Consider the following 20,675-nt stretch of genomic DNA (forward strand, 5'->3'; position numbering starts at 1 on the left):
ATCCATAACGACCGCAATACGTTTACCGACAATCTTCATAAAGATTCCGGCAACCCGTATGCAGATGAAGTTAGCCGTCTTTACTACGCTTCTGTCGGTCTGTTCCGGCGCAACCGCCTGTTCCTGACGGTCTGCTATCGCCCGTTTGTCAGCCTTGAAAAAGCAGAACGCAAACGGATGAAAGACAGCCAGAAACTAAAGGAGCTGGACGGTGCTTTGCTGGAAATGCTGGAAATAAAAAGCACGCTCGATACCGCGCTGTCGCGCTATGGTGCGCGGCCTCTCGGTACGTTTACCGAAGGAAGCGCGGTGTTTTCGTCGCAACTGGCTTTCTATGAATATCTGTTAACGCACCAGTGGCGAAAGGTGCGCGTCACCCGCACCCCGGCCTATGACGTGATGGGAGCGGCGGCGTTGTTCTTTTCGGCTGAATCCGGGCAGATTAACCACGCCAACGGTACGCAATATTTCCGGGGGCTGGAGGTTAAAGAGTTCTCCGAAGAAACCGCCACTGGAATGATGGACTCCCTTCTTTACGCCCCCTGCGATTACGTGATCACGCAGTCCTATACCTGCATGTCACGCGAGGAAGCGAAGAAAGCCATTAAGCGTACCCGTCGCCTTTTGATGAGTGCCGACGACGATGCTGTTTCCCAGCGGCTGGATCTGGATGTGGCGCTTGACCTGCTGACATCGGGGAAAATCGCTTACGGAAAGCACCATTTTTCCATCATGGTGTATTCCCCGTCGCTGGAAAGCCTGGTTGCTGATACTAACGAAATCAGTAACGCGCTGAACAACATCGGGATAACGCCTGTTCCGGCAGAAATATCGCTTTCAGCGGCATATATGGCGCAACTGCCAGGCAACTACAATCTGCGGCCACGTAAAGGGGAGCTGAGTAGCCAGAACTTTGTGGAGCTGGCCGCACTCCATAATTTCTATCCGGGCAAGCGCGATAAAGCCCCCTGGGGGGATGCGATGGCTTTACTGCGCACCCCGTCAGGCGATGGCTACTATATCAACCTGCATAACACACTGGCAGATAAGGACGAATTCAACGAGAAGAACCCGGCCAGTACCTGCATCCTCGGTACGAACGGTTCGGGTAAAACCATGTTGATGACGTTCTTTGAGATCATGCAGCAGAAATACGGGCGCGAGGATAGCTTCTCCCCGGATGCCAAAACTAAACGGCTGACAACCGTTTACCTCGATAAAGACCGGGGCGCAGAGATGAACATCCGGGCGCTGGGTGGCCGTTACTATCGGGTTATCAGTGGTGAGTCTACAGGGTGGAACCCGTTCTCGTTGCCTGCAACCAAACGCAATATCAATTTCATCAAGCAACTGATGAAAATCCTTTGTACCCGCAACGGCTCGACGATCTCCCCACGCGATGAACGCCGTCTGAGTGATGCGGTTAATGCTGTGATGAATGACGAGCCACAATATCGCGTCTACGGAATTACCCGAATGCTGGAAAATTTGCCTGAGCCGGCTACGAAAGAAGCCCAGGAAAACGGCCTTAGCATTCGGCTGTCACAGTGGGCGCAGGGCGGTGAGTTCGGCTGGGTGTTTGATAACGAATCTGACACGTTCGATATCAGCAACTGCGATAACTTCGGCATCGACGGAACGGAGTTCCTGGACGATGCAAGCGTATGTGCGCCAATCTCGTTTTATCTGCTGTACCGCATTACCAGCCTGCTTGACGGGCGACGCCTGGTCATTTTCATGGATGAATTCTGGAAGTGGTTACGCGACCCGGTGTTTAAGGACTTTGCTTATAACAAGCTGAAAACCATCCGTAAGCTGAACGGGATGCTGGTCGTAGGTACTCAATCCCCGGCAGAGATCATCAAAGATGATATCGCCCCGGCAGTGATTGAGCAGTGCGGGACACAGATTCTGGCGGCGAACCCCAATGCCGACCGCGCACACTATGTTGACGGCATGAAGTTTGAACCGGAAGTGTTCGACGTGGTGAAAGGGCTTGACCCGCAAGCCCGCCAGTATGTTGTGGTGAAAAATCAGTTCAAGCGCGGCGATACCAAACGTTTTGCCGCTCGCGTCACGCTCGACCTGTCGGGTATCGGCAGATACACCAAAGTCATGAGCGGCGATGCCCCCAACCTCGAAATATTCGAATCGATTTACCGGGAAGGAATGCAGCCTCATGAATGGCTCGATACCTACCTGGCTAAAGCGCTCTGACCCAAAGGAGATATACGATGAAAACTCGCTTTCGTACTCTTATTCTGGCTTGCGTAATTGCAAGCCCACTGGCTCATGCTGGTATTCCCGTCGCTGTTGATGCTGACCCTATGCGGGACGTGCAGTGGGCGCAGGAGTTAAAACGCTGGATGGAAACAGCCAGACACTACCAGTCACAAATACAGGCATATAAAGACCAACTGGCGACGGCCACTGGCGTTCGTGATATTGCTGATTTTGTTGACCAGGCCAAAGGCCTGAAAGCTGACCTTGAAAAGCTGCGTAAGCCCGGACAGGCACTGAATGATTTACTTCTCTCCGGCGGTTCCTCCGGGCAGTTCGATGCGTTGTACGAGAAGTATAAAATTTTCGACACCTGCAACACGGCACAATCGGGGAGTTATGCCAACGTATGCAAGCAGCAGGTCATCAACAAGGCTATCCAGCTTGAGCAAACCGACGAGGTTCAGAACCAGGTAAGCCAGACCCTGGGGGAAATCAACAGCCTCTCCAACAGGGTAGCGTTAGCCAAAGATTCGAAAGAATCTCAAGACCTTGCAAACAGTATTCAGCTAAAATCTGTCATGCTGAACACGCTTACCACCCAATGGGAAATGAGCGTGAAAGCAGCAGAGAAGCGCGAAAAAGTGCTTGAGGCGGAGCGCGTTAAACAGTGGAATCAGCAGCAGTTAAACGCGCCAACAATTGATTTAAATAGCTAAAGGGAACTACAACATGCGTTTATTAACAATATCTCTCCTGACATTATCAGTTTTCTTAGTTAGTGGATGCAAAGAAGAGGCTAAAACCACCAAATGGTATAAAGACCATCCAGAAGAACTAAAAGCTGTTTACGAAAAATGTCAAAAAACAGGGAGCGCTTCGGAAAATTGTAAAAATGCGAACGAAGCTCACTGGCAAATTCAGCAATTAAATGCTCCGACTGTCGATTTAAATTCATAGTGAGGTAAATATGTCCGGTGGTGTTTTTGTTGGCGTTGAAAAACATCTGATAGGTGGAATAACGGACGCCACAAAGGGATTAATGATGTCGTACTCTTCTATGATGATGGGGCTGGCGGTTACGTCAGCCACTATCTACATCATGTGGCGTGGATACCAGACGTTAGCGGGTAAGCTATCCACGCCGATGGAAGATACGATGTGGGACATCATGAGGATGGCGATCATCCTTTCCTTTGTGGCAAATATTAGTGGTTATCTCGATGGCGTTATCGACGCTATCAACGGGTTAAAAGAGGGCTTTTCTGGCAGTGATAATATATGGCAGCTATTAGATAGCTTATGGAATAATGCAAAAGTATTAGGTAAAACATTACATGATATGGATAACTCCACATATATAAAAGATGAGGGAATGACTGCTCAATTTTATGTATGGCTTGGAATATTCGTTTTAATGATTATCACCGCGTTCGTTTCCATGATAGCGGAAGTAATGATCTTATTGCTGAGTATTACAGCACCTATATTCATCTTTTGCCTTATGTATGGTTTCCTTCGTCCCATGTTTAATAACTGGCTACAAAACATATTTGCAGCCATATTAACAATTCTCCTTTCTTCTTTATCATTAAGGATTGTGGTTAATTACTTAAACTCAAGGCTTGCATTAGCAACTCAAGGTGCAGCCCAGGCAAATATCGTAGAACTAGGAGCGCAAGTCTGTCTTGCAGGTATCTGTGCGGCAATATTGATTTATCTCTCCGCAAAACTGGCCGCAGCGCTGGCCGGGGCTAGTGCTACCGTATCCATGCAGGGGCTGGCCGCAGTAGGTATCGGTGCGGCTGCTTTTGGTGCCGGGAAACTGGCCGCGAGTGCCGGAAGGAATACCACACGCTCCGCCCAGGACAACATTCAGGGCTGGAAGGATGCGAATGCAGGTAAGCCCGGCAAGCCCGGAGGTGAATTAGGCTATAACGCTTCTAAAGCGCGTAAATACGCGATTGAGCAGATGATAGCCCGGAACGAAGCGCGGAGGCTGGCACAGTCGAGAGATTCCGCGGTTAAGAAGTTCAACAGCTAGGCCAGACGTTTCCAGTCCATCCCCCCGAAACACCAACCTATGAAAATATAATTATATTTTCATATTTCTAATTCAGTTGAGGAAATCTTTGATGAAACGCTTGATTGCGCTGGCTTTGCTGTGCGCGCTTTCTGGCTGCGCCCAGAACACGCCTCCCTCTGCCTTTAGCGGTAAGGGAGAACCCGTAAACACCCCTCAAATTATGGCGGAGTTAAACAGTCATGAGTGAACAGAAATTAATAGCTGAATCCCGCACCTTTGAGCAGCAAATGATTGAGCGGGATAAACGCGCCACAAAAGCCGGTTTTGTTGTTGGCGGTGTGGGTCTGCTGATTGCGGTACTGGCGCTCGTCGCCGTGGTCGTGATGTTGCCGCTGAAACAGACGGACGTTGAGCTGTATACCGTGGATAACCACACAGGACGGGTGGAACACGTTACCCGGACATCGAAAACCAGCCTGACCGCAACAGAAGCCTATCAAAAGGCGATGGCCGCAAACTACGTCAAAGTGCGTGAGCGGTATGTCTATCCCTCTTTGCAGGACGACTACGAGACGGTACAGGTCTACAACGCTCCCCAGGTAAACGATGACTACCTGGCGCTTTACGCCGGAAAAAACGCCCCGGACAAGGTTTATAAGAACGGGGCGCACACCGTGAAAGTGGAGATCTTGTCCAACCAGATCACCGATGCGACAGCCCCTGACAGGGTCGCCACCATTCGCTACAAGAAGATTATCCGCCGTCTGGCTGATAACAGCATCCGCAACGAATATTGGGATGCCCGGTTCACGTTCCATTCTGACCCTGACAAGGAAATGAGCGATGCGGAACGCGAGATCAACTACTTCGGCTTTACCGTCACCAGTTGGCAGACCGACCGCGAAATCCGGGGAGGTGAATGATGAAAAAGTTAACATTTACCGCACTGGCACTGATGATGTGCGGTGCGGCATGGGGTGCGGCCATACCACAGGCAAGCCGCTATGACTCCCGTGTTCAGCAGGTTATCTATAACCCGCAGAACGTAACCGTCGTTAACACCAAACCCGGCTTTATGACAACTCTGGTATTTGATAACGATGAGGCGGTCATAAGCGCCAAACCCGGCTTTGATGAGGCGTGGGAAGCCACGCCGGATGCAAACCGGGTCAACGTTCGCCCGGTCGCGCTCACGCAGGGAGCGCCCGGAGAGGATGGCAACACAACGCAAGTCGTGATCCCCCCGAACAGCCGGGACTGGCATACCAATATGCTGGTTGTCACCAGTAAGCGCCTGTACAACGTCGAGCTGAACGTCATCGATGATAAATCGGCACAGCAACCCGCTTTCCAAGTGAGCTATCGCTATCCGGGCGAAGAACGGGACAAAGCGAGCCGGGAGGCGACGGCCAGACAACGCGAGTGGGAGCAGAAACAGCAGCAGGCCAGTGTCCAGAAAGCGCTGAACTCGGCACAGACGCCCCGCAACTGGAGTTACACAAAATATCCGGGCAAAGGCAGCTTCAACATTGTTCCCGATTTTGCTTACGACGATGGCCGCTTTACGTTCGTGGGCTTCTCCCCGTCTAAGTCCATTCCTTCCGTCACCAAAGAGCTGAACGGCAAAGAGCATGTGGTTAACAGCAGTATCCAGAAGAAAGGCGACTTCACCGTACTGGTGATTCAGGAGGTGACGCCACGCCTGGTACTGCGTTCCGGTAATGCCGTTGTGGGTCTGGAAAATAGCGGATTTGGCAAGGTACACGCCGCCGATGGTTCCACCGTATCCCGGCAGGTGGAAAGAGTGGAAAAACCGGAATCCAATTAAACTATAAAAATAGTTTTATATTTTTATAAAATCAGGAAACATGCATATGAACGACGAAAACAAAGTGCCTGTGCCGGATGAAGCGCAGGCATCCCCGGCACACGCTGAGGATGATATTGCCACGCTTGAGCGGGAAGCCCGCGCTAAAAGGGAGGCCGAGCTTCTCAATGCGCAGGACGACGAAGAGAAAGACCCGGTACAACCCGCCGTTAATAAGCTGAAAAAGCGCAAACGGGGCAAAGCAACCGCCTTTCTTGCCATTGTCGCGGTCGCGCTTATCTTCCTGGCATGGGGTGGTAACTGGGTTTATCGCAATATCCTGTGGCAGCCTACGGAAGAAAAGAAACAGGACACAGCCCCGCAGACGAACAAAACCGATTACCGGCAGCGTAACGATCTCGGTATGTCCACCGATACAGCCGAAGAAGAGCCAGAGCAACAGGATAACGGCCAGAGCAGCACGAGGGGAACAGGGCAGGCGGCTCCGGCCGCCCCGCCAGAACTCAACAAAGCCAGCTTCCTTATTCGCCGTGATGGTTCGGCCACCACACAGAACCCGGTAAAAACCCGGCAGCAGGAAATGACGCTGACATCGGCAACGACCACCGGACAACAGGACAGCAGCGCGGCCACAAATACCGTCGCACCGTCCCCGGGACAAAGCCCCGCACCAGTGCGCCGCATACCCTATAACCCTGACCTGTACATCCCGGAAAATACCTCGATCCCCTGCTCACTGGATCGCCGCTTTGTATCTGACCGGGCGGGGAAACTTCGCTGCACGGTCACTACTGACATCTGGAGCGCCAGCGGCAACACGAAGCTGATAGAGAAAGGCACCACCGCATCATTACTTTACCGCGCCATAGCGGAAGAAGGTATGAAGCACGGGCAAGGGCGGGCATTCATCATTGCGACGAAGCTACGCACCCGCCAGCCGCCTTATCTCGATATCCCGTTGGTTGATACCAGCGCGGCTGGCGAGCTGGGCGAGGCTGGCGTTGATGGCTGGATAGATTCGCACTTCTGGGAACGGTTCGGCGGCGCGTTAATGGTCGGCATGATCCCCGATATTGGCGCATGGGCATCCAACAGCGCGGGTAAAAAAGATCGCAATACGGACTATACGGAAAACAGCCGCCAGGCTATGGCAGATATGGCGCGTACTACGCTGGAGAACAGCATCAATATTCCCCCAACGCTCTATAAGAATCAGGGCGAGATCATCAACCTAATCACAGGCGAGGATATTGATTTTTCCAACATCTATACACTGAGGTTGAAAAATGACCGCTAAGAATATTTCCCTCGACCGCTATAAACAGCGTTTCTTTGGCGACTTTCTGGAGCTTCCCGGCCTGACGGAGGTCGCCGTCAACCGTCCAGGTGAGCTGTATACCAAAATCAACGGCGTATGGAAGCAGCACGCCGTTCCTTTGTCCTATGAGGATTGCTACAACTTTGCCCGGTGCCTGGCAAAGCACCACGGCGACAATATCGAAGATATTAAGCCGGGGCTGTCAGCCACGCTGGAATCTGGCGAACGGTGCCAGGTGATTGTTCCCCCGGCCTGTGAGCGCGATACGGTGTCTATCACCATCCGTAAGCCATCGAAGGTACAAATCCCGCATCAGTCATACATCGATGCGGGATTTTATAACCGGGTAACAGGCGAGGAAAAAACGGAGACGCACGACGAGGAATTAATTGCATTGTACAATACAAAAAATATTCCTCTGTTTATGGAGAAATGCGTCGAGTACGGTAAAACTCTCGCGGTCGCCGGGGAAACCAGTACCGGGAAAACCACCTATATGAAAATGTTGATAGGGTATATTCCTGTACATCTTCGGATATCAACCATTGAGGACAACCCGGAAATCACGTTCTTTATCCATAAAAACTACGTCCATCTTTTTTATCCGTCAGAATCATCAGATGAAAAAGGTTCTATCGTTACCCCGGCGAGCCTTTTACGCTGGAATTACCGTATGAACCCTGACCGCATTTTATTAACAGAGGTTCGCGGTGCGGAAGCCTGGGACTTCCTTAAAATAACAGGTTCCGGCCATGAAGGGAGTATGACCTCCATTCATGCAGGATCAGCGAAAGAAGCTATAGATGGGTTTATTACCCGTTGCTATGAAAATCCACAGTGCGCCCAGCTCCCCTATACATTTATGTTACGTAAGGTTCTGGATAGCCTGGACGTGATTGTGAGCATTGATTTAGACGGAAATGTCCGCCGTATGAATGACATTTATTTCCGTCCAATTCATCGAAACCAGTATTTTGAGGAAATGAAAGCATGATAAAGAAACTTAAAGTAATCATGTTAGCGGCAATAGTTACCGGATGTTCATCGCCGCCGCCTCCCGTTCCTGTAGAGTGGGATAAAGCCGCCGCCCCATTAAACACCAGTTTACCGCAATGGAGTGACAATAACGTTATAGTTCCTTCCCCGACAGTTAACGGTAAATGGACATCATCAATCAGCGCACAAAGTTTCTACGATACAATATGGACTCCAGCAGTATTTTACGCAGTCGCCCATTCAACACGAATTGTCGTCACTGCACAATCCGGTACTGCTTTCTTTAATGCCAAAAACTGGCTTCGCCAGAATGGTGCAAAAGGTGTTATTGAATACCAGCCCGTCTTTAATTGCCTGACATGCAGAGAAACCACCATTTATTTATCTCGCTAATCCATTTAAACAATACAATCTAATAAGGATTTACCATGAAAAAAACCGTTATCGCGGCGGCTGTATTATGCCTGACCGCAGGAACACCGTTTTATTCCTTTGCCGCTGACCCGTGCGAAGTTGTTCTTTGCATGTACGGAAAAGCTACGGGTAATAGTGGTGGGAGTGAATGCAGTTCAGCAGAACGCGCATTTTTTAAAATCAACGCCTTTAAAAAACACCATCGTTTTAATCCGGGTAAAACATTCGATATGCGAAAAGAATTTTTAGGCGAATGTAAAGCCGCAGACCCTGAATCAATAAGCAAAATCCTTTCAAAGTTTGGCAGAGTGAAAGGATAACTGACATATCCATTTTGATATGAGAGGTTCGAAATGATAAACGAAGATTTATTCATTAATAATCTACACTCAAAAAATCAGGACAGAATATCTGTAGCCCTGGTATATGACACGTTATCAAAAGAAGCCCACAGAGGTTGTGGGCTGTATTACGAAATATACGAAAGCTGTTTTATCGGTCTTTTGCGCGATCATCTTTCAGAACTTAATGAAGCTGACGCAAATAAATTACGACGCTATGCCGAAAGCAAAGGCACGAAAATTGATGATGCGTCCTACAGTGAAGCACTGGAAGCTGAAAGGGAGTGCAGGGCTGAAATATACCGCGAGCAAATGTAATCACACAAAACAAATGTGTATTGTACAATACACAGACTAACAGGCGACGGGACTTTAAGGCTTCATTATTTTTGGCTTCAATTTCGAAGAAATTGTTAAGACGAAAAATAATGAAGTGGTACGCGGAAAGAAAATTCAATTTCGAAGAAATTGCTAATTTTCAGGAACCGCGCCCACCTGCGAACATTCGCCCACAGCGAATTGAGCAGGCCGGGGGGAGCCGCAAAAATTTTGCCGCCCCAGCGAGCAAAAAGGCACGCCCACGTGCCGTTTTTTGTGGGGGGCTTGCCCCGCACACCGTCGCAGCCAGGTAATATAACCCGCCCCAGCGGGGGATATTACCGATTAGGCGCGACCAACCCCTTTAAAGCAGCGTTCCGATTTTTTCGAGCTTGCGAGGAAAAATAGGCTAAACGCAGCGTCTTAAAGGGGTTGGTCGCGCGTAGCGCAAGACGGTGTGCCGCCTTTGACCTTGGGGGTTTTGGCTCGGCGTCCAGCCGGGACATTACCCCCATGTGTCATGCAGTGAGGGCGTCCAGCCCGAACGTAATGGCACACGCCGTTGCCCGTCATTCGGGCGTTTCAGAGGACAGACGACCACTGGTCGGCTGTATTCTGAAAGCGCGGATAACGGGCTTGATCGCCACTGGCGATCAGCGCCTTTTGCCTATTCATCGGAGCATATTATGGGAGCATCGCATGGGAGCGTGGTTACGCTCCTATAAGCTGCTCCCATCTTTTGCGCCCAACACGTCAGTTTTCGTATGGAGAAAATAGATATGGGTTCCCACCTGATGCAAAGGCTGAATGCCTTTGCCGATGCATTTTCCTTTTTTCTTTTATGGCTGCAAAACAGCCCTGTCATATTATCCCTGCTCGCAGGTCTTACATTACCTTTTATATTCCACCTTCCCCGCGAGGAAAGAAAGAACGCCCCGTTCTGGTTAAAGTCGGTGGCGTGCGTGTCCATTTTCTTTTTTATATTCGGCACCATATCACCGCTAACTATTCAGGGGTTGAGCTACTTTTTTAAGTCACTCGACAACAACATACTGTTTAGAGTTACCCTATGGATCATGACCATAATATTTACGGCAGCAGGATTAATATTTCATATTGCAGCCCGACGACTTTTAGCAGGAGAAATTGACAACCTAAAACATCGAATGATTAAGAAAAGCAAGCTGGAGAGAAATACCCGAACCGATGTACGCAAAGTAAAAGAGCTATTACCCGACCCCATAGAATATAACCCACTCGATTACATTGATTTAAAGAAAGGCGTTTTTATTGGCTTAAACAAAGATGACCAGCCGCAATATATAACTATAAAAGAATTCAAAACCCAACACGCAGCAATTATCGGTACAACAGGTTCCGGGAAAGGCGTAACTGCGACCGTTCTACTTTATCAGGCTATTCTTTTAGGTGAGGCTGTTTTTGTAGAAGATCCAAAAGATGATGAATGGGCACCACACGTACTTAGGGAAGCATGTAAAAAAGCAGGCAAGAAATTCACACTTATAAATTTAAACAAGCTAAATTCCCAGCTTGATTTACTGGCTGATATCTCTCATGAACAACTGGAAGAATTATTTAACGCTGGCTTTAGCCTGGCTAAGAAAGGGGAGGCGTCAGATTTTTATCGTATATCTGACCGTCGCGCAGCCAGAAATACATCTGCAATTTATGAAAAAGGAATGACGCTTCGTGATTTATTTAACACTGACTTTGTTCAGTCATTACGTGAAGATGTTCCCGCATTTTGTGGCGAGCTGGAAGAAATTGCTTTAGTTAACTCAATTAATGCCAAAAATGGATTTTCATTAAAAGAGGTTTTTGATGAAGGTGGTTGTTGCTACATTATTGGTTCAACGCGAAATCAAAAGATAATTTCCGCACAAAGAATGATTCTGACCCGGCTGATACAAATAGCAGAGACTAGGGACAGAATAAACAGTACCCCGCGTACTGTTGCTATTTTCCTCGACGAGTTGAAATATCATCTTTCTCGCCCTGCTCTTGAAGGACTTGGAACGGCACGAGATAAAGGCGTGCATATATTCATGGCTTTTCAGGCGATAGACGATCTGCGTGACTGCCCGTCTGATTTAAATGGTGATTCAGTTATTGGCGCTATCATTGAAAACGCCAAATTCAAATTGATTTATAAAATCCAGAATCCCGAAACAGCAGAATGGGCGGCAAAAATGACAGGTTCTATCCTGGTCGATGATGAGATGAGAAAAGTACGGACTGATTTATCATTAACGGAAAAAGTGGATACAGACCGAATGATAAGACAGGCAGAAAGTTACTACGTTGACAGTAATATGTTTTTAAATCTCCCTGAAAAAGTTGGTTTTGTATTTACGTCAACCGAACTACCAAGAGCTACAAAGATGTTTCAGGTTCAGGTCAAAAAAGAAAACATCGAACTTCTTTCATTTGAGTATAAACAAGCCACACCGGAAAAAAATGAAAGCCAGGAACATAAGCCATCAATCAATCTGTGAGGGCTGAAATGCTTATTCATAACGTTGCAGAAAGGAAAGAAGCCGCAAACAGAAAAATGCTTGCATTGCTGACATTCCTTAAAGAAGAAACATACTCCGATTTTAAAACGCTGAAAAAGGTTGTTGGGTTCAAGGGTAAAAGTCACCGCCCAACGTATGCGCTACTGAATAAGGCGGTTGCATTGGGGTTTCTGATAAAACATGAATACCCGGTAATAGCCGGAAAAAAATCACTATGGGGGATCACCATGCAAGGGCTGGCGATGGTGGTTAAACCCGATGATAAAGTATTCCCCGGTTATTTTGAGCCGGGGAAACTCAAATACTGGACACTGGAACACCGGCTCCTGAATCATCGGGTCAGAATTGCACTGGAAGAGAAAGGCGGGCAAGGCTGGCTTAATGGTGATCGGGGGGAGTTTATTGCGCGTTATCCTGGCGTTCGCCATCGTCCTGACGGGATTATCACGTTAGATAGCGGCGCAATCGTCGCCGTCGAAACTGAGCGCTCAATGAAAACCCGCGCACGCTATATCAACATCATTAACAGCCATCTGGCGGCCAGCGATGCCGGACGCTGGCACTACGCGATGTATGTCATGCCGGATGACAAAACCAAAACATCGTTAATCCGACTGTTTGACTCCATCAAAACGGTAATGAGGAACAACGTTCCGGTGCCGTTCGACGCGAAAAACCGCGAAATGTTTCTTTTCCGCACCATTGATGAACTGGAGCAAGCAGCCGCCAGCGGAGGCCAGTGATTATTTATATAAATCTATTTTTATAAGGTGTGACAAATGAAATGCCGATCTCGTTTGCTTGTGTTTCTGCCCCTGCTTTTCCCCGCCCTTTGCCTGGCTGACTTTTCTGGCCGTGTTGTTCGGGTCGTCGATGGTGATACTGTCCAGGTACTCGCCGATGGCAAAATGATGAAAGTTCGCCTTAACGGTATCGATGCCCCGGAATCGGGGCAACCGTTCGGCCAGCGCTCAAAGCAAAACCTGTTAAAGCTGGCCGTCCAGAAACAGACGGTGGTCATAGCCAACAATACAGATCGTTATGGCCGCTGGCTGGGAACATTGATGATTGACGGTATCGATATCAACGCAGAGCAGGTTAAAGCGGGTATGGCGTGGGCTTATCGATATCATGGCCGTGCCAGTGACGAAACAATGCTACGCCTTGAAGAAGAAGCCAGACGGCATAAAATCGGGCTGTGGTCGTCATCTGATCCAGTGGAGCCGTGGAAGTGGCGCAAACAGAATAAATAGGATTATATTTTTATATAATTCTGATATGGTAAGGTTAATTTTTAGACGGACGAGGGACTTATGATATTCGCTAAATTTCAGTCACTGACCCATAAGATAGACACAATGGTTATTCGTGACATTAAACGGGAGATGCCGTTGAAATACTGGTCATTCAAAGTGGCGGAATGGATCGCCAGAGTCGGAATGATTGGCTTTGTTTGTACCTTTCTTACGTATTTCGGACTCGGCCTCATCATGCAGCACTCAGGCCAAAACCTGCCGGAATCGTTTACTGAGGGATGCGCTCAAGCCATCGTTGCATTGATCGCTATTGCCCTGGTCGGTTTCCTGGTCAGAGGCGGATTGTACGTCGATCTGGAAAAAAGAATACTGGATAAGTGGCAGAGCTACGTTCAGTGATGGTATCACCCGGCCAGTGGCCGGGATACCGGGTGACTTAATGATGTTTTTTCCAGAATTCCTGGTACGCCTCGAACAGCTCCCCATGTTTCATATCGTTGGCCGCAGCAATGGAGCGGAACTCACGTTTCAGCTCCATATCAATGTATAAGTTAAGCTGTGCCTTACGGCCATCAGCACTTTTCCGGGTAGGATTAAAGCCGTGTTCCGTATCCGCCTGGCTTGGCGGCTCACCTTTGGTATTGCGCGGTTTTGCTGGGACGTTCGCCATAATATCACCTTATAGATAAATATAATTATATTATTATATACTACTGCGTAAGCGTTGTCAGTCGATCGATCACACCCTGCACAACATCATCAGCTTTCTGCCGTGGGCCAGGGAAAGGCGACTCCGTAAGAGCAAGCCCTTTATCCTGCGCCTGGCTGAACGATGTCAGAAAAGGAATAGCGCCCGGAATGATGGGAACGCCGCAGGGTTGCAGGTATTCCAGCGCCGCACGATATTCACTCTCACTTTCACTTACCCCCGCAAACACCACCGCCATTTTATCTGTCGAATGTCCTTTGTTACGCAGCGCGTTTACGGTCGTAACGGTCGTTCGTAGATCATCCACGCTAAACCCTGTCGGCAGTACCAGCAAATCGACAATATCAATCAGGCTGAGTAACGATTTCGTGGCATACGCCGCACTGTCGATGACAATCAAATCCCATTGCCCGGATTCGATCTGTTTCTTCGCCTGTGAAACCGTCCCGCATCCCTGAATTGTCACCGGAGGTTCAAAACCATTTCGCAACCGACGTTGCCCCCAGTCCAGGAAAGACCCCTGATCAATATCCATATCCAGCCCAAGAACCCCCCATCCTGCCTTTGTATACTCGGTGGCGATAGCCCGTGACATTGAGGACTTTTTCACCCCGCCTTTCCCGTTAGCCAGTGCGATAACAGCAGTCATATCATCCCCTATATAAATATTTTCCTATAAAAATAGGTAATACTGTAAGTCTAATCCAGACCTCACCATCAGTAAATATTTTTATATAAAAATATAATAATACCCCCCCCTTGATGTGTGCATGGAGGCCACTGATAACAAGCCAATCAGAATCCATGTAAAACTTTGTTACATATGGATTGAAAAGTAAGATAGATCTGATATATGTAGCAATGATTAAGGTTCTGCCTAGCGACTTCTAATGGAAAAATGTAAGGGAAGAAAATGAGAACAATTCATCAACTACTTTGTCTTGCTAAATCTTGGAAAAATGGAGGATTTTGCATTGCAGGAAAAAATGATAATAATCAATGGGTAAGAACAATTACAGCAAATCCTATTAATAACGCTATATTCCATCATGGAAATGCCATCCAACCCCTAGATTTTTTCCAAGCAACAACCATTAACCATGCCCCTCAAGGACACCAAACAGAGAACCACATCATTGATGAAAACGTGACTTTTACTGTTAATGGGCATTGTGCTGCTAATGATTTAGATGATTATGTGGATACGCCTGCAACTCTATGGGGGACAGGAACAAGCAGTAACTACGGTGTAAATGACAAAATCATTATTGGACAGAGTGTGGTAAATAATTCACTCTACCTGATCAAGCCTGATGATACGGTGATAGTACAGATGCAGAATGAGTATGGTACTGATAAACTGAGAATAAGGTTCACCTATAACTCTAATGAATACTTGCTAACGACTACAGATATGGGAATACAGAACTATTTCAGAGATGAAAACAACAGGTTGAATGATGGCGAAGAGGAAGAACTTGATGGAGTCTCCTATCTTACTATCAGTCTAGCCGAACCACTGAATGGAAACTTATATAAAGTAGTAGCTGGAGTATTTTAGATGGAACATGTAAACATACATACAATAGGTTTTACAAAAAAGACAGCTGAGCATTTCTTTAACGCATTAAAGAAAAATGGCGTCATCCGAGTAATAGATACAAGATTGAATAACAATTCCCAGCTTTCCGGTTTTGCAAAGGCAAAAGATCTTGAGTTCTTCTTAAGAAAGATATGTAACATAGATTATGTATACAGATCAGAGTTAGCCCCAACAAAGAAAATTCTAGATGATTATAAAAATAAAAACATCACTTGGGAACAGTACTCATATGAATATTTAAATCTTATGGAACAAAGACTTATATCATCGAAGTTATCTAGTGTTGATGTGGATAATGGATGCCTTCTTTGCAGCGAAGATAAGCCACATAATTGCCATAGAAGACTTTTGGCAGAGTATTTAAAACAACAATGGTCAAACCAAAAAACTGATATCAATCATATACTATGAGTGTACTTTTTTTAGAATATAGTAAAGAGTTCAATTGCTTTAGTAAATTTAAAAGGAAATTGGACTTTTTGACTAAAAAAATAAGCATATCAGAGATAATTTTCATCTCTGACCCTAGAGGATTTATCAGAAAAATTTCTGAAGATAAGCAATTTCGAATTCGTGAGGTGAATTCTGCCGAAGATGCTGAATATGCAATTATTTTTAGAGACAAACGTCAAGATATTGGTGATTTTAAATTACCTGAGAATGCAAAAGTAAAAGTTGTACTTTTAAATCTGACGCTGGTTGTCAATAAAGACAGAGGTGATAAATTTGATGTATATATAGGCAGAGGTACGATATGGGGAAATCCTTATCAAATAGGCGTAGATGGGGATAGGGATGAAGTAATAAGAAAATTCAAATATGATTTTGATAAAGAATTTTTAAAACCCTTTGATAATATTGATAAAAATGCATCATCTCTTAAGGGAAAGGTTATTGCGTGTCATTGCAAGCCATATGCATGTCATGGGGATATCATAGCCGATTATATAAACTCCCTTGATGACGGGGAATGAGATTTGATACATGCCTAATTCAGGGAAAGCGCTTTTCTGAAAAGTTGAGTTTTATCGAGGTAATGAAAAAAAAGATCTAAAAAAATAAAATGTTAAAAATGTTACACAGATATTTAAATTTAACAAAAAAAATTACATGCATTTTTTATAGCTAAACTGCACATAAAAAATATAAAAAACGCATTTTCAGATAGTTAGTGGCTTGAGATGACTCTTTTTGTATAGAAACACTTCTATTTAACATAAAAGGCATTTGGCGAACCAAATTTGTAGCTCCCATATTCTAATGTCACTTTCTACCCATTTAGAGATGTCACTTTTTCTGGCATAAAGGATTGAACCTTGTTGCCGTGGAGACATCAGGATGCTTGTGACCATGTCAGATAAAGAGCTAAACCGAATCAACGTTATTCAGGCAGTTATCGATAAACGCATGCGTCGCCGTGATGCAGCCCATCAACTTAACCTCACCGAACGACAGGTTCAGCGCCTGATGAATCGTTATCGTGAGTCTGGCGTTTCAGGATTAGCCAGCCTTCGCCGTGGCCAACCAGGTAATCACCGGATTCCAGAATCGCTTAAATTGCGGGTTCTGGCGCTGTTGCGCGAAAAATACAGTGATTTTGGACCAACTCTCGCCGCAGAAAAACTCAGTGAACGACACGATATTTCAGTATCCGTCGAAACGTTGCGTAACTAGATGATTGCTGACGGATTGTGGGTTCCATACTCACGCCGTAAACCACGTGTATATCAGCCCCGTTATCGCCGTGACTGCCTTGGTGAGTTAGTACAGATAGATGGCTCACCTCACGACTGGTTTGAAGGACGCGCTCCTAAATGCTGTCTTCTGGTGTTTGTCGATGATGCCACCGGCCGCATAATGCATCTTCGTTTCGGTGAAACCGAATCAGCTTTTGACTACATGGGGTCGTCTCAGAAAACGGAAAATAAAGCACGCTAAGCGTGCGTGGAGGCTGGCACCCAGCGGTACAGCGTCGGAATGGACACGCCGAGGTTCTTGGCCACGTCCTTGGGCGGCACCCCGCTGGCCAGCAGCTTCTTGGCCGACTCGATCTTGCTGTCGGTCATCTTCGGCTTGCGGCCGCCTTTGCGGCCGAGCTGCTTGGCGACTTCCAGCCCGGCGCGGGTGCGCTCGACGGTCAGCTCGCGCTCCATTTCGGCAAGGCTCGCCATGACGTGGAAGAAGAACCGCCCGGATGGTGTGCCGGTGTCGATGGAGTCGGTGAGGCTCCTGAACTGGACACCGTGCTTGTGCAGATCGCCGACCAGATCGACCAGTTGCTTGACCGACCGGCCCAGCCGGTCGAGCTTCCAGACGACCAAAGTATCGCCTTCGCGCAGCATTTCGAGCGTCTTGGCCAAGCCAGGCCGGTCTGCCCGCGTGCCACTCACCTTGTCCTCGAAGACCTTTTTACATCCGGCCTTGCTCAAGGCTTCGCGTTGCAGCTCCAGGTTCTGATCCTGCGTCGAGACGCGCGCATAGCCAATCAACATGGCTTGTCTCGCGCCCGGTCGATGCGTTCCTGCATCGCCTGCATCACTTCTTCGTGGGTGTACGATCTGGCGTTGGCGTCGGTGGCTTGCCGCAGGGCTTCCTCAACCTCGCGCGTCATCCGCTCGTAATCCTCCGGCCACAGCGCTTGCTCCATGCGCAGCGACGCCTGACCCAGCAGGTGCAGCAGGCTGAACAGCCGCATGTCGTTGGTGGCGACGATGCGCTCCCGAATCTGCTCCTGAATAGCTTCGCTAGCCCGATGCGCTTGTGGTGTGGCAGTCCCCTCGTAGTCAGCGGGGAATTCCGCTTCCTCGGCAATCCTTGCCCAGGCGCTGGCCAGCGCCTCGATGGTTGACGTGCTCATTTCCGCCGCTCCTGTGCTCTTTGGCGAATCAACCGGCCAAGGGGCCTCGACGCGAAAACCAGCAGCATCACGCCTATCGGATACCAGGTCGAGAAGACCACCAAGGCATCGAAGGCTGGCCGTCCGGTGTTGGTAGGCAGTACGGCGGTCACAGCCATCAACCCGCCGACCGTCCAGATGATGCGCCACACGTAGGGCATCACGCGGGGCACGTAGCCGTCATCGAAAGCGGTCTGGTAGTAGCGGCGCAGGCCGCGCTCGGCAAGCGCCTGGCGCTGCCGCTCCGACAGCGCATCCGTCCGGCCATACCAGCGCCGGAATGGTGGACAGCGCAGCAGCAAAGGGGTGAAGAGGATCATCACCGCCACGATCGCGACACCCCACGCCATGACGGCGCCGGCATCGGGCCGCTTGGCGTTCTCGATCACGGGCGCGAAGACGCCCGGAGCACCGATCATCCAGAACAGCGCAATGTGCTGATGGAAGGAGAGCTTCATTTGCTCATCCACTTGCGCAGCAGGCGCTTTTTCAGGGAGGCGCGTTCTTGCGGGTTGCGTCCCTTGTGATTGGCGATGCGATCCGCCGTGGCGGCCTGGCGCTTGACGGGCCAGTAGGAGCGGCCATCCTTGCCCATCGACCAGACGCTGCTGGCCTGGTTTTCCAGCAGGGGCAGATGGGCGCTCAGGGCTTCGGGCGACGCGCTGGTCAGCGCCGTGCGCTCACGGGTGCGCCAGCGCTGATGCCAGAGCTTCTTGTCCTCGCGCTCGCTGCCGCAGGTCGTGTGCCCGACGATGGGTGTTTTGCGGCGGCTGCGGCTCATAACGTAGTGGTCTCCAAGAACATTCAGGACTGATCCCAGGCGTCGATGGTCAAGACCTGATCGGCAGGACAGGCGGCTACGCGGTCGGGAACTGGATGGTGTTCAGTCTCATGCCGACCCCATTCGATTGATCGCGTCGCTTGCGGCACGCTGCGACGCAAGGAGGTTTGCGACCTGGTTTAGCAGCCGTGTCCGCTGCATGTCTGTTACCTATCTCCCCGACCGCTCATTGGACCAACTCCAGAGATTGGGCTCTATCGCTCAGCCAATACGAAACCGGCATTGGCTGATGCCACAACCGAGACTAACACAAATGGCTCGGTACCTGTATTTCGCGCCCCGTGCACTTGGCCCGGTCTTGCCACGGCTATCTCACCTTCCCTGAGGGCACGAACAATCCCATTGCCCTGAAAGTAATCAGCCATTCCCGACAAAACAGTCCACGTGTCTTGGCCGTGAGGATGAATGTGAGCCGCAATTTCCTGCCCGGGATGGACATGCCAAACCACGATAATTGAGTCTCGGGTTTCAAGCACAACGGAACGAATAGGCTCGCCTTCGGACGGCTGAACATACTCGGCTACAGAAAATATTCTCGATTCAACAGTCATCGGAGATCCCTCTTTCACAGTTGTCGTTACGGTCTTCATCGTCGGCATCCTGACGCACGGCGGGCAATTGCTGGAGCAACGCCGGCAGCCATTCCTGTACCGTCTCCCACACCACATCGAGGTTGATGTCGAAATAGCCGTGAGCCATGCGATTACGCATATTGCGCATGCTGCGCCACGGCACGTCGGCATGCGCCTGGGTGAACTCGACGTAGCCATCCATCACCTTTGTGGCCGCCTCGCCGATGACGATCAGGCTCATGATGACGGCCTGCTGGGTGCGCTTGTCGGCCAAGAAGTCGTCCTTGGCCATCCCTTCCACGAAGCTGCGCGCATCGGTTGCGGCCTGCTGAATGTGGTCGAGGTAATCGGGCAGGCGGTTCTCGCTCATATCGGTTGCGCCTCCGCGAGCACCTTGGCCCGGAACTTCGGCGGCAGGTCGCCGGGAGTCAGCAGATCGACGTCAACGCCGAGCAGCGATTTCAGTTCTTCTTCCAAATCGCCCAAGTCCAACAACGTGGCACCGGGCAGCGCATCGACCAACAGGTCGAGGTCGCTGCCATCCCGGTCGGTGCCATGCAGCACCGAGCCGAAGACGCGCGGGTTCGCGGCGCGAAAGCGGCCTACCGCTTCACGCACTGCGCTTCGCTTCATGTCAAGCACAACAGACGGTCGCATGCGCATCCTTTCTTATCGAAACTCGTTGAGATGATATGCAATCAAGAATAGAATTTCAAGAACTATTTTCGAGAATCGCAATGCCTTGATTCCCGTGCCGCGCCGGTTGCCTTGGCGGGCTTGTCACAAACCTACGTTTTCAA

Annotated in this window: 27 protein-coding genes and 1 pseudogene; 19 read left to right on the top strand and 9 right to left on the bottom strand. The window is 49.1% G+C overall.

The window, feature by feature from the left end; translation table 11 throughout:
- The 15 genes from ABTW55_RS13875 to ABTW55_RS13945 all read left to right on the top strand — a co-directional run.
- Positions 1-2,217, top strand: a 2,217-nt coding sequence (locus ABTW55_RS13875; RefSeq protein WP_350429261.1) for an ATPase, incomplete at its 5' end; no start/stop codon positions are given.
- A 17-nt stretch (positions 2,218-2,234) separates the two neighbouring features.
- Entirely contained in the window at positions 2,235-2,939 is a 705-nt protein-coding gene (locus ABTW55_RS13880; RefSeq protein ID WP_045895962.1) for a type IV secretion system protein, read from the top strand.
- Between the two features lie 13 nt (positions 2,940-2,952).
- A complete protein-coding gene (locus tag ABTW55_RS13885) occupies positions 2,953-3,180 on the top strand; it encodes an EexN family lipoprotein (RefSeq protein WP_059321746.1) in 228 nt (75 codons plus the stop codon).
- 10 nt (positions 3,181-3,190) lie between these two features.
- Positions 3,191-4,264: a type IV secretion system protein gene (locus ABTW55_RS13890; protein ID WP_045895964.1), complete on the top strand. Its 1,074-nt coding sequence runs from the start codon at positions 3,191-3,193 to the stop codon at positions 4,262-4,264.
- 221 nt (positions 4,265-4,485) lie between these two features.
- A complete protein-coding gene (locus tag ABTW55_RS13895; protein ID WP_045895965.1) occupies positions 4,486-5,169 on the top strand; it encodes a type IV secretion system protein in 684 nt (227 codons plus the stop codon).
- Positions 5,166-6,074 carry a P-type conjugative transfer protein VirB9 gene (virB9, locus tag ABTW55_RS13900; RefSeq protein ID WP_077874239.1) on the top strand — a complete coding sequence of 303 codons (909 nt, stop codon included), beginning with the start codon at positions 5,166-5,168 and terminating at the stop codon, positions 6,072-6,074. The genes ABTW55_RS13895 and virB9 overlap by 4 nt, the downstream gene beginning before the upstream one ends.
- 46 nt (positions 6,075-6,120) lie before the next feature.
- Positions 6,121-7,371 (top strand): VirB10/TraB/TrbI family type IV secretion system protein, encoded by a 1,251-nt coding sequence (gene virB10, locus ABTW55_RS13905; protein WP_045895967.1) that lies wholly within the window; start codon positions 6,121-6,123, stop codon positions 7,369-7,371.
- Positions 7,361-8,386, top strand: a complete 1,026-nt coding sequence (gene virB11 / locus ABTW55_RS13910) for a P-type DNA transfer ATPase VirB11 (RefSeq protein ID WP_045895968.1) — start codon at positions 7,361-7,363, stop codon at positions 8,384-8,386. Before virB10 ends, virB11 begins: the two co-directional genes overlap by 11 nt.
- Positions 8,383-8,781 carry a cag pathogenicity island Cag12 family protein gene (locus ABTW55_RS13915; protein WP_071687791.1) on the top strand — a complete coding sequence of 133 codons (399 nt, stop codon included), beginning with the start codon at positions 8,383-8,385 and terminating at the stop codon, positions 8,779-8,781. The genes virB11 and ABTW55_RS13915 overlap by 4 nt, the downstream gene beginning before the upstream one ends.
- A gap of 35 nt (positions 8,782-8,816) precedes the next feature.
- Positions 8,817-9,122 (top strand): conjugal transfer protein, encoded by a 306-nt coding sequence (locus ABTW55_RS13920; RefSeq protein WP_045895969.1) that lies wholly within the window; start codon positions 8,817-8,819, stop codon positions 9,120-9,122.
- Positions 9,123-9,155: 33 nt separating this feature from the next.
- Positions 9,156-9,461 carry a hypothetical protein gene (locus ABTW55_RS13925; protein ID WP_059321833.1) on the top strand — a complete coding sequence of 102 codons (306 nt, stop codon included), beginning with the start codon at positions 9,156-9,158 and terminating at the stop codon, positions 9,459-9,461.
- 779 nt (positions 9,462-10,240) lie between these two features.
- A complete protein-coding gene (locus tag ABTW55_RS13930; protein ID WP_045895973.1) occupies positions 10,241-11,977 on the top strand; it encodes a type IV secretory system conjugative DNA transfer family protein in 1,737 nt (578 codons plus the stop codon).
- A gap of 8 nt (positions 11,978-11,985) precedes the next feature.
- Entirely contained in the window at positions 11,986-12,741 is a 756-nt protein-coding gene (mobC, locus tag ABTW55_RS13935) for a MobC family replication-relaxation protein (protein ID WP_023316386.1), read from the top strand.
- A gap of 36 nt (positions 12,742-12,777) precedes the next feature.
- Complete coding sequence (locus ABTW55_RS13940; protein WP_045895976.1) at positions 12,778-13,251, top strand: thermonuclease family protein; 474 nt, start codon at positions 12,778-12,780, stop codon at positions 13,249-13,251.
- Positions 13,252-13,356: 105 nt separating this feature from the next.
- The gene (locus ABTW55_RS13945; RefSeq protein WP_223283641.1) at positions 13,357-13,653 is read left to right on the top strand and encodes a hypothetical protein; all 297 of its coding nucleotides are present in this window, start codon (positions 13,357-13,359) and stop codon (positions 13,651-13,653) included.
- A gap of 37 nt (positions 13,654-13,690) precedes the next feature.
- On the opposite strand, the gene ABTW55_RS13950 is transcribed toward ABTW55_RS13945, so the two are convergent.
- Both ABTW55_RS13950 and ABTW55_RS13955 read right to left on the bottom strand, forming a co-directional pair.
- Positions 13,691-13,924: a hypothetical protein gene (locus tag ABTW55_RS13950; protein ID WP_004178129.1), complete on the bottom strand. Its 234-nt coding sequence runs from the start codon at positions 13,922-13,924 to the stop codon at positions 13,691-13,693.
- A gap of 40 nt (positions 13,925-13,964) precedes the next feature.
- Positions 13,965-14,612 (bottom strand): ParA family protein, encoded by a 648-nt coding sequence (locus ABTW55_RS13955; protein WP_045895980.1) that lies wholly within the window; start codon positions 14,610-14,612, stop codon positions 13,965-13,967.
- A 264-nt stretch (positions 14,613-14,876) separates the two neighbouring features.
- Between ABTW55_RS13955 and ABTW55_RS13960 the strand changes: the two genes are divergently transcribed.
- The 4 genes and pseudogenes from ABTW55_RS13960 to ABTW55_RS13975 form a co-directional block, all read left to right on the top strand.
- Positions 14,877-15,524, top strand: a complete 648-nt coding sequence (locus tag ABTW55_RS13960) for a hypothetical protein (protein ID WP_061549663.1) — start codon at positions 14,877-14,879, stop codon at positions 15,522-15,524.
- On the top strand, positions 15,525-15,977 hold the full coding sequence (locus ABTW55_RS13965; RefSeq protein ID WP_045895885.1) for a DUF488 family protein: 453 nt from the start codon (positions 15,525-15,527) through the stop codon (positions 15,975-15,977).
- Positions 15,974-16,540 carry a DUF4326 domain-containing protein gene (locus tag ABTW55_RS13970; RefSeq protein ID WP_065189914.1) on the top strand — a complete coding sequence of 189 codons (567 nt, stop codon included), beginning with the start codon at positions 15,974-15,976 and terminating at the stop codon, positions 16,538-16,540. Before ABTW55_RS13965 ends, ABTW55_RS13970 begins: the two co-directional genes overlap by 4 nt.
- 376 nt (positions 16,541-16,916) lie before the next feature.
- Positions 16,917-17,468: pseudogene (locus ABTW55_RS13975) on the top strand (helix-turn-helix domain-containing protein); the annotation flags it as partial.
- 32 nt (positions 17,469-17,500) lie between these two features.
- Here the strand turns inward: ABTW55_RS13975 and ABTW55_RS13980 are convergent.
- From ABTW55_RS13980 to ABTW55_RS14010, 7 genes are all read right to left on the bottom strand, one after another.
- On the bottom strand, positions 17,501-18,058 hold the full coding sequence (locus tag ABTW55_RS13980; protein WP_003100847.1) for a recombinase family protein: 558 nt from the start codon (positions 18,056-18,058) through the stop codon (positions 17,501-17,503).
- The gene (locus ABTW55_RS13985) at positions 18,052-18,423 is read right to left on the bottom strand and encodes a hypothetical protein (RefSeq protein ID WP_003100853.1); all 372 of its coding nucleotides are present in this window, start codon (positions 18,421-18,423) and stop codon (positions 18,052-18,054) included. The genes ABTW55_RS13980 and ABTW55_RS13985 overlap by 7 nt, the downstream gene beginning before the upstream one ends.
- The gene (locus tag ABTW55_RS13990; RefSeq protein ID WP_003100856.1) at positions 18,420-18,920 is read right to left on the bottom strand and encodes a hypothetical protein; all 501 of its coding nucleotides are present in this window, start codon (positions 18,918-18,920) and stop codon (positions 18,420-18,422) included. Before ABTW55_RS13990 ends, ABTW55_RS13985 begins: the two co-directional genes overlap by 4 nt.
- On the bottom strand, positions 18,917-19,243 hold the full coding sequence (locus ABTW55_RS13995; protein ID WP_003100858.1) for a hypothetical protein: 327 nt from the start codon (positions 19,241-19,243) through the stop codon (positions 18,917-18,919). Before ABTW55_RS13995 ends, ABTW55_RS13990 begins: the two co-directional genes overlap by 4 nt.
- A gap of 254 nt (positions 19,244-19,497) precedes the next feature.
- Entirely contained in the window at positions 19,498-19,854 is a 357-nt protein-coding gene (locus tag ABTW55_RS14000; protein WP_000215515.1) for a cupin domain-containing protein, read from the bottom strand.
- Positions 19,844-20,245: a DUF86 domain-containing protein gene (locus ABTW55_RS14005; protein ID WP_001293886.1), complete on the bottom strand. Its 402-nt coding sequence runs from the start codon at positions 20,243-20,245 to the stop codon at positions 19,844-19,846. The genes ABTW55_RS14000 and ABTW55_RS14005 overlap by 11 nt, the downstream gene beginning before the upstream one ends.
- Complete coding sequence (locus tag ABTW55_RS14010) at positions 20,242-20,532, bottom strand: nucleotidyltransferase family protein (RefSeq protein ID WP_001247892.1); 291 nt, start codon at positions 20,530-20,532, stop codon at positions 20,242-20,244. Before ABTW55_RS14010 ends, ABTW55_RS14005 begins: the two co-directional genes overlap by 4 nt.
- Between the last annotated feature and the right edge of the window lie 143 nt (positions 20,533-20,675).

This window comes from Serratia sp. SM04 (assembly GCF_040280225.1).
Taxonomy (GTDB): Bacteria; Pseudomonadota; Gammaproteobacteria; order Enterobacterales; family Enterobacteriaceae; genus Serratia; species Serratia sarumanii.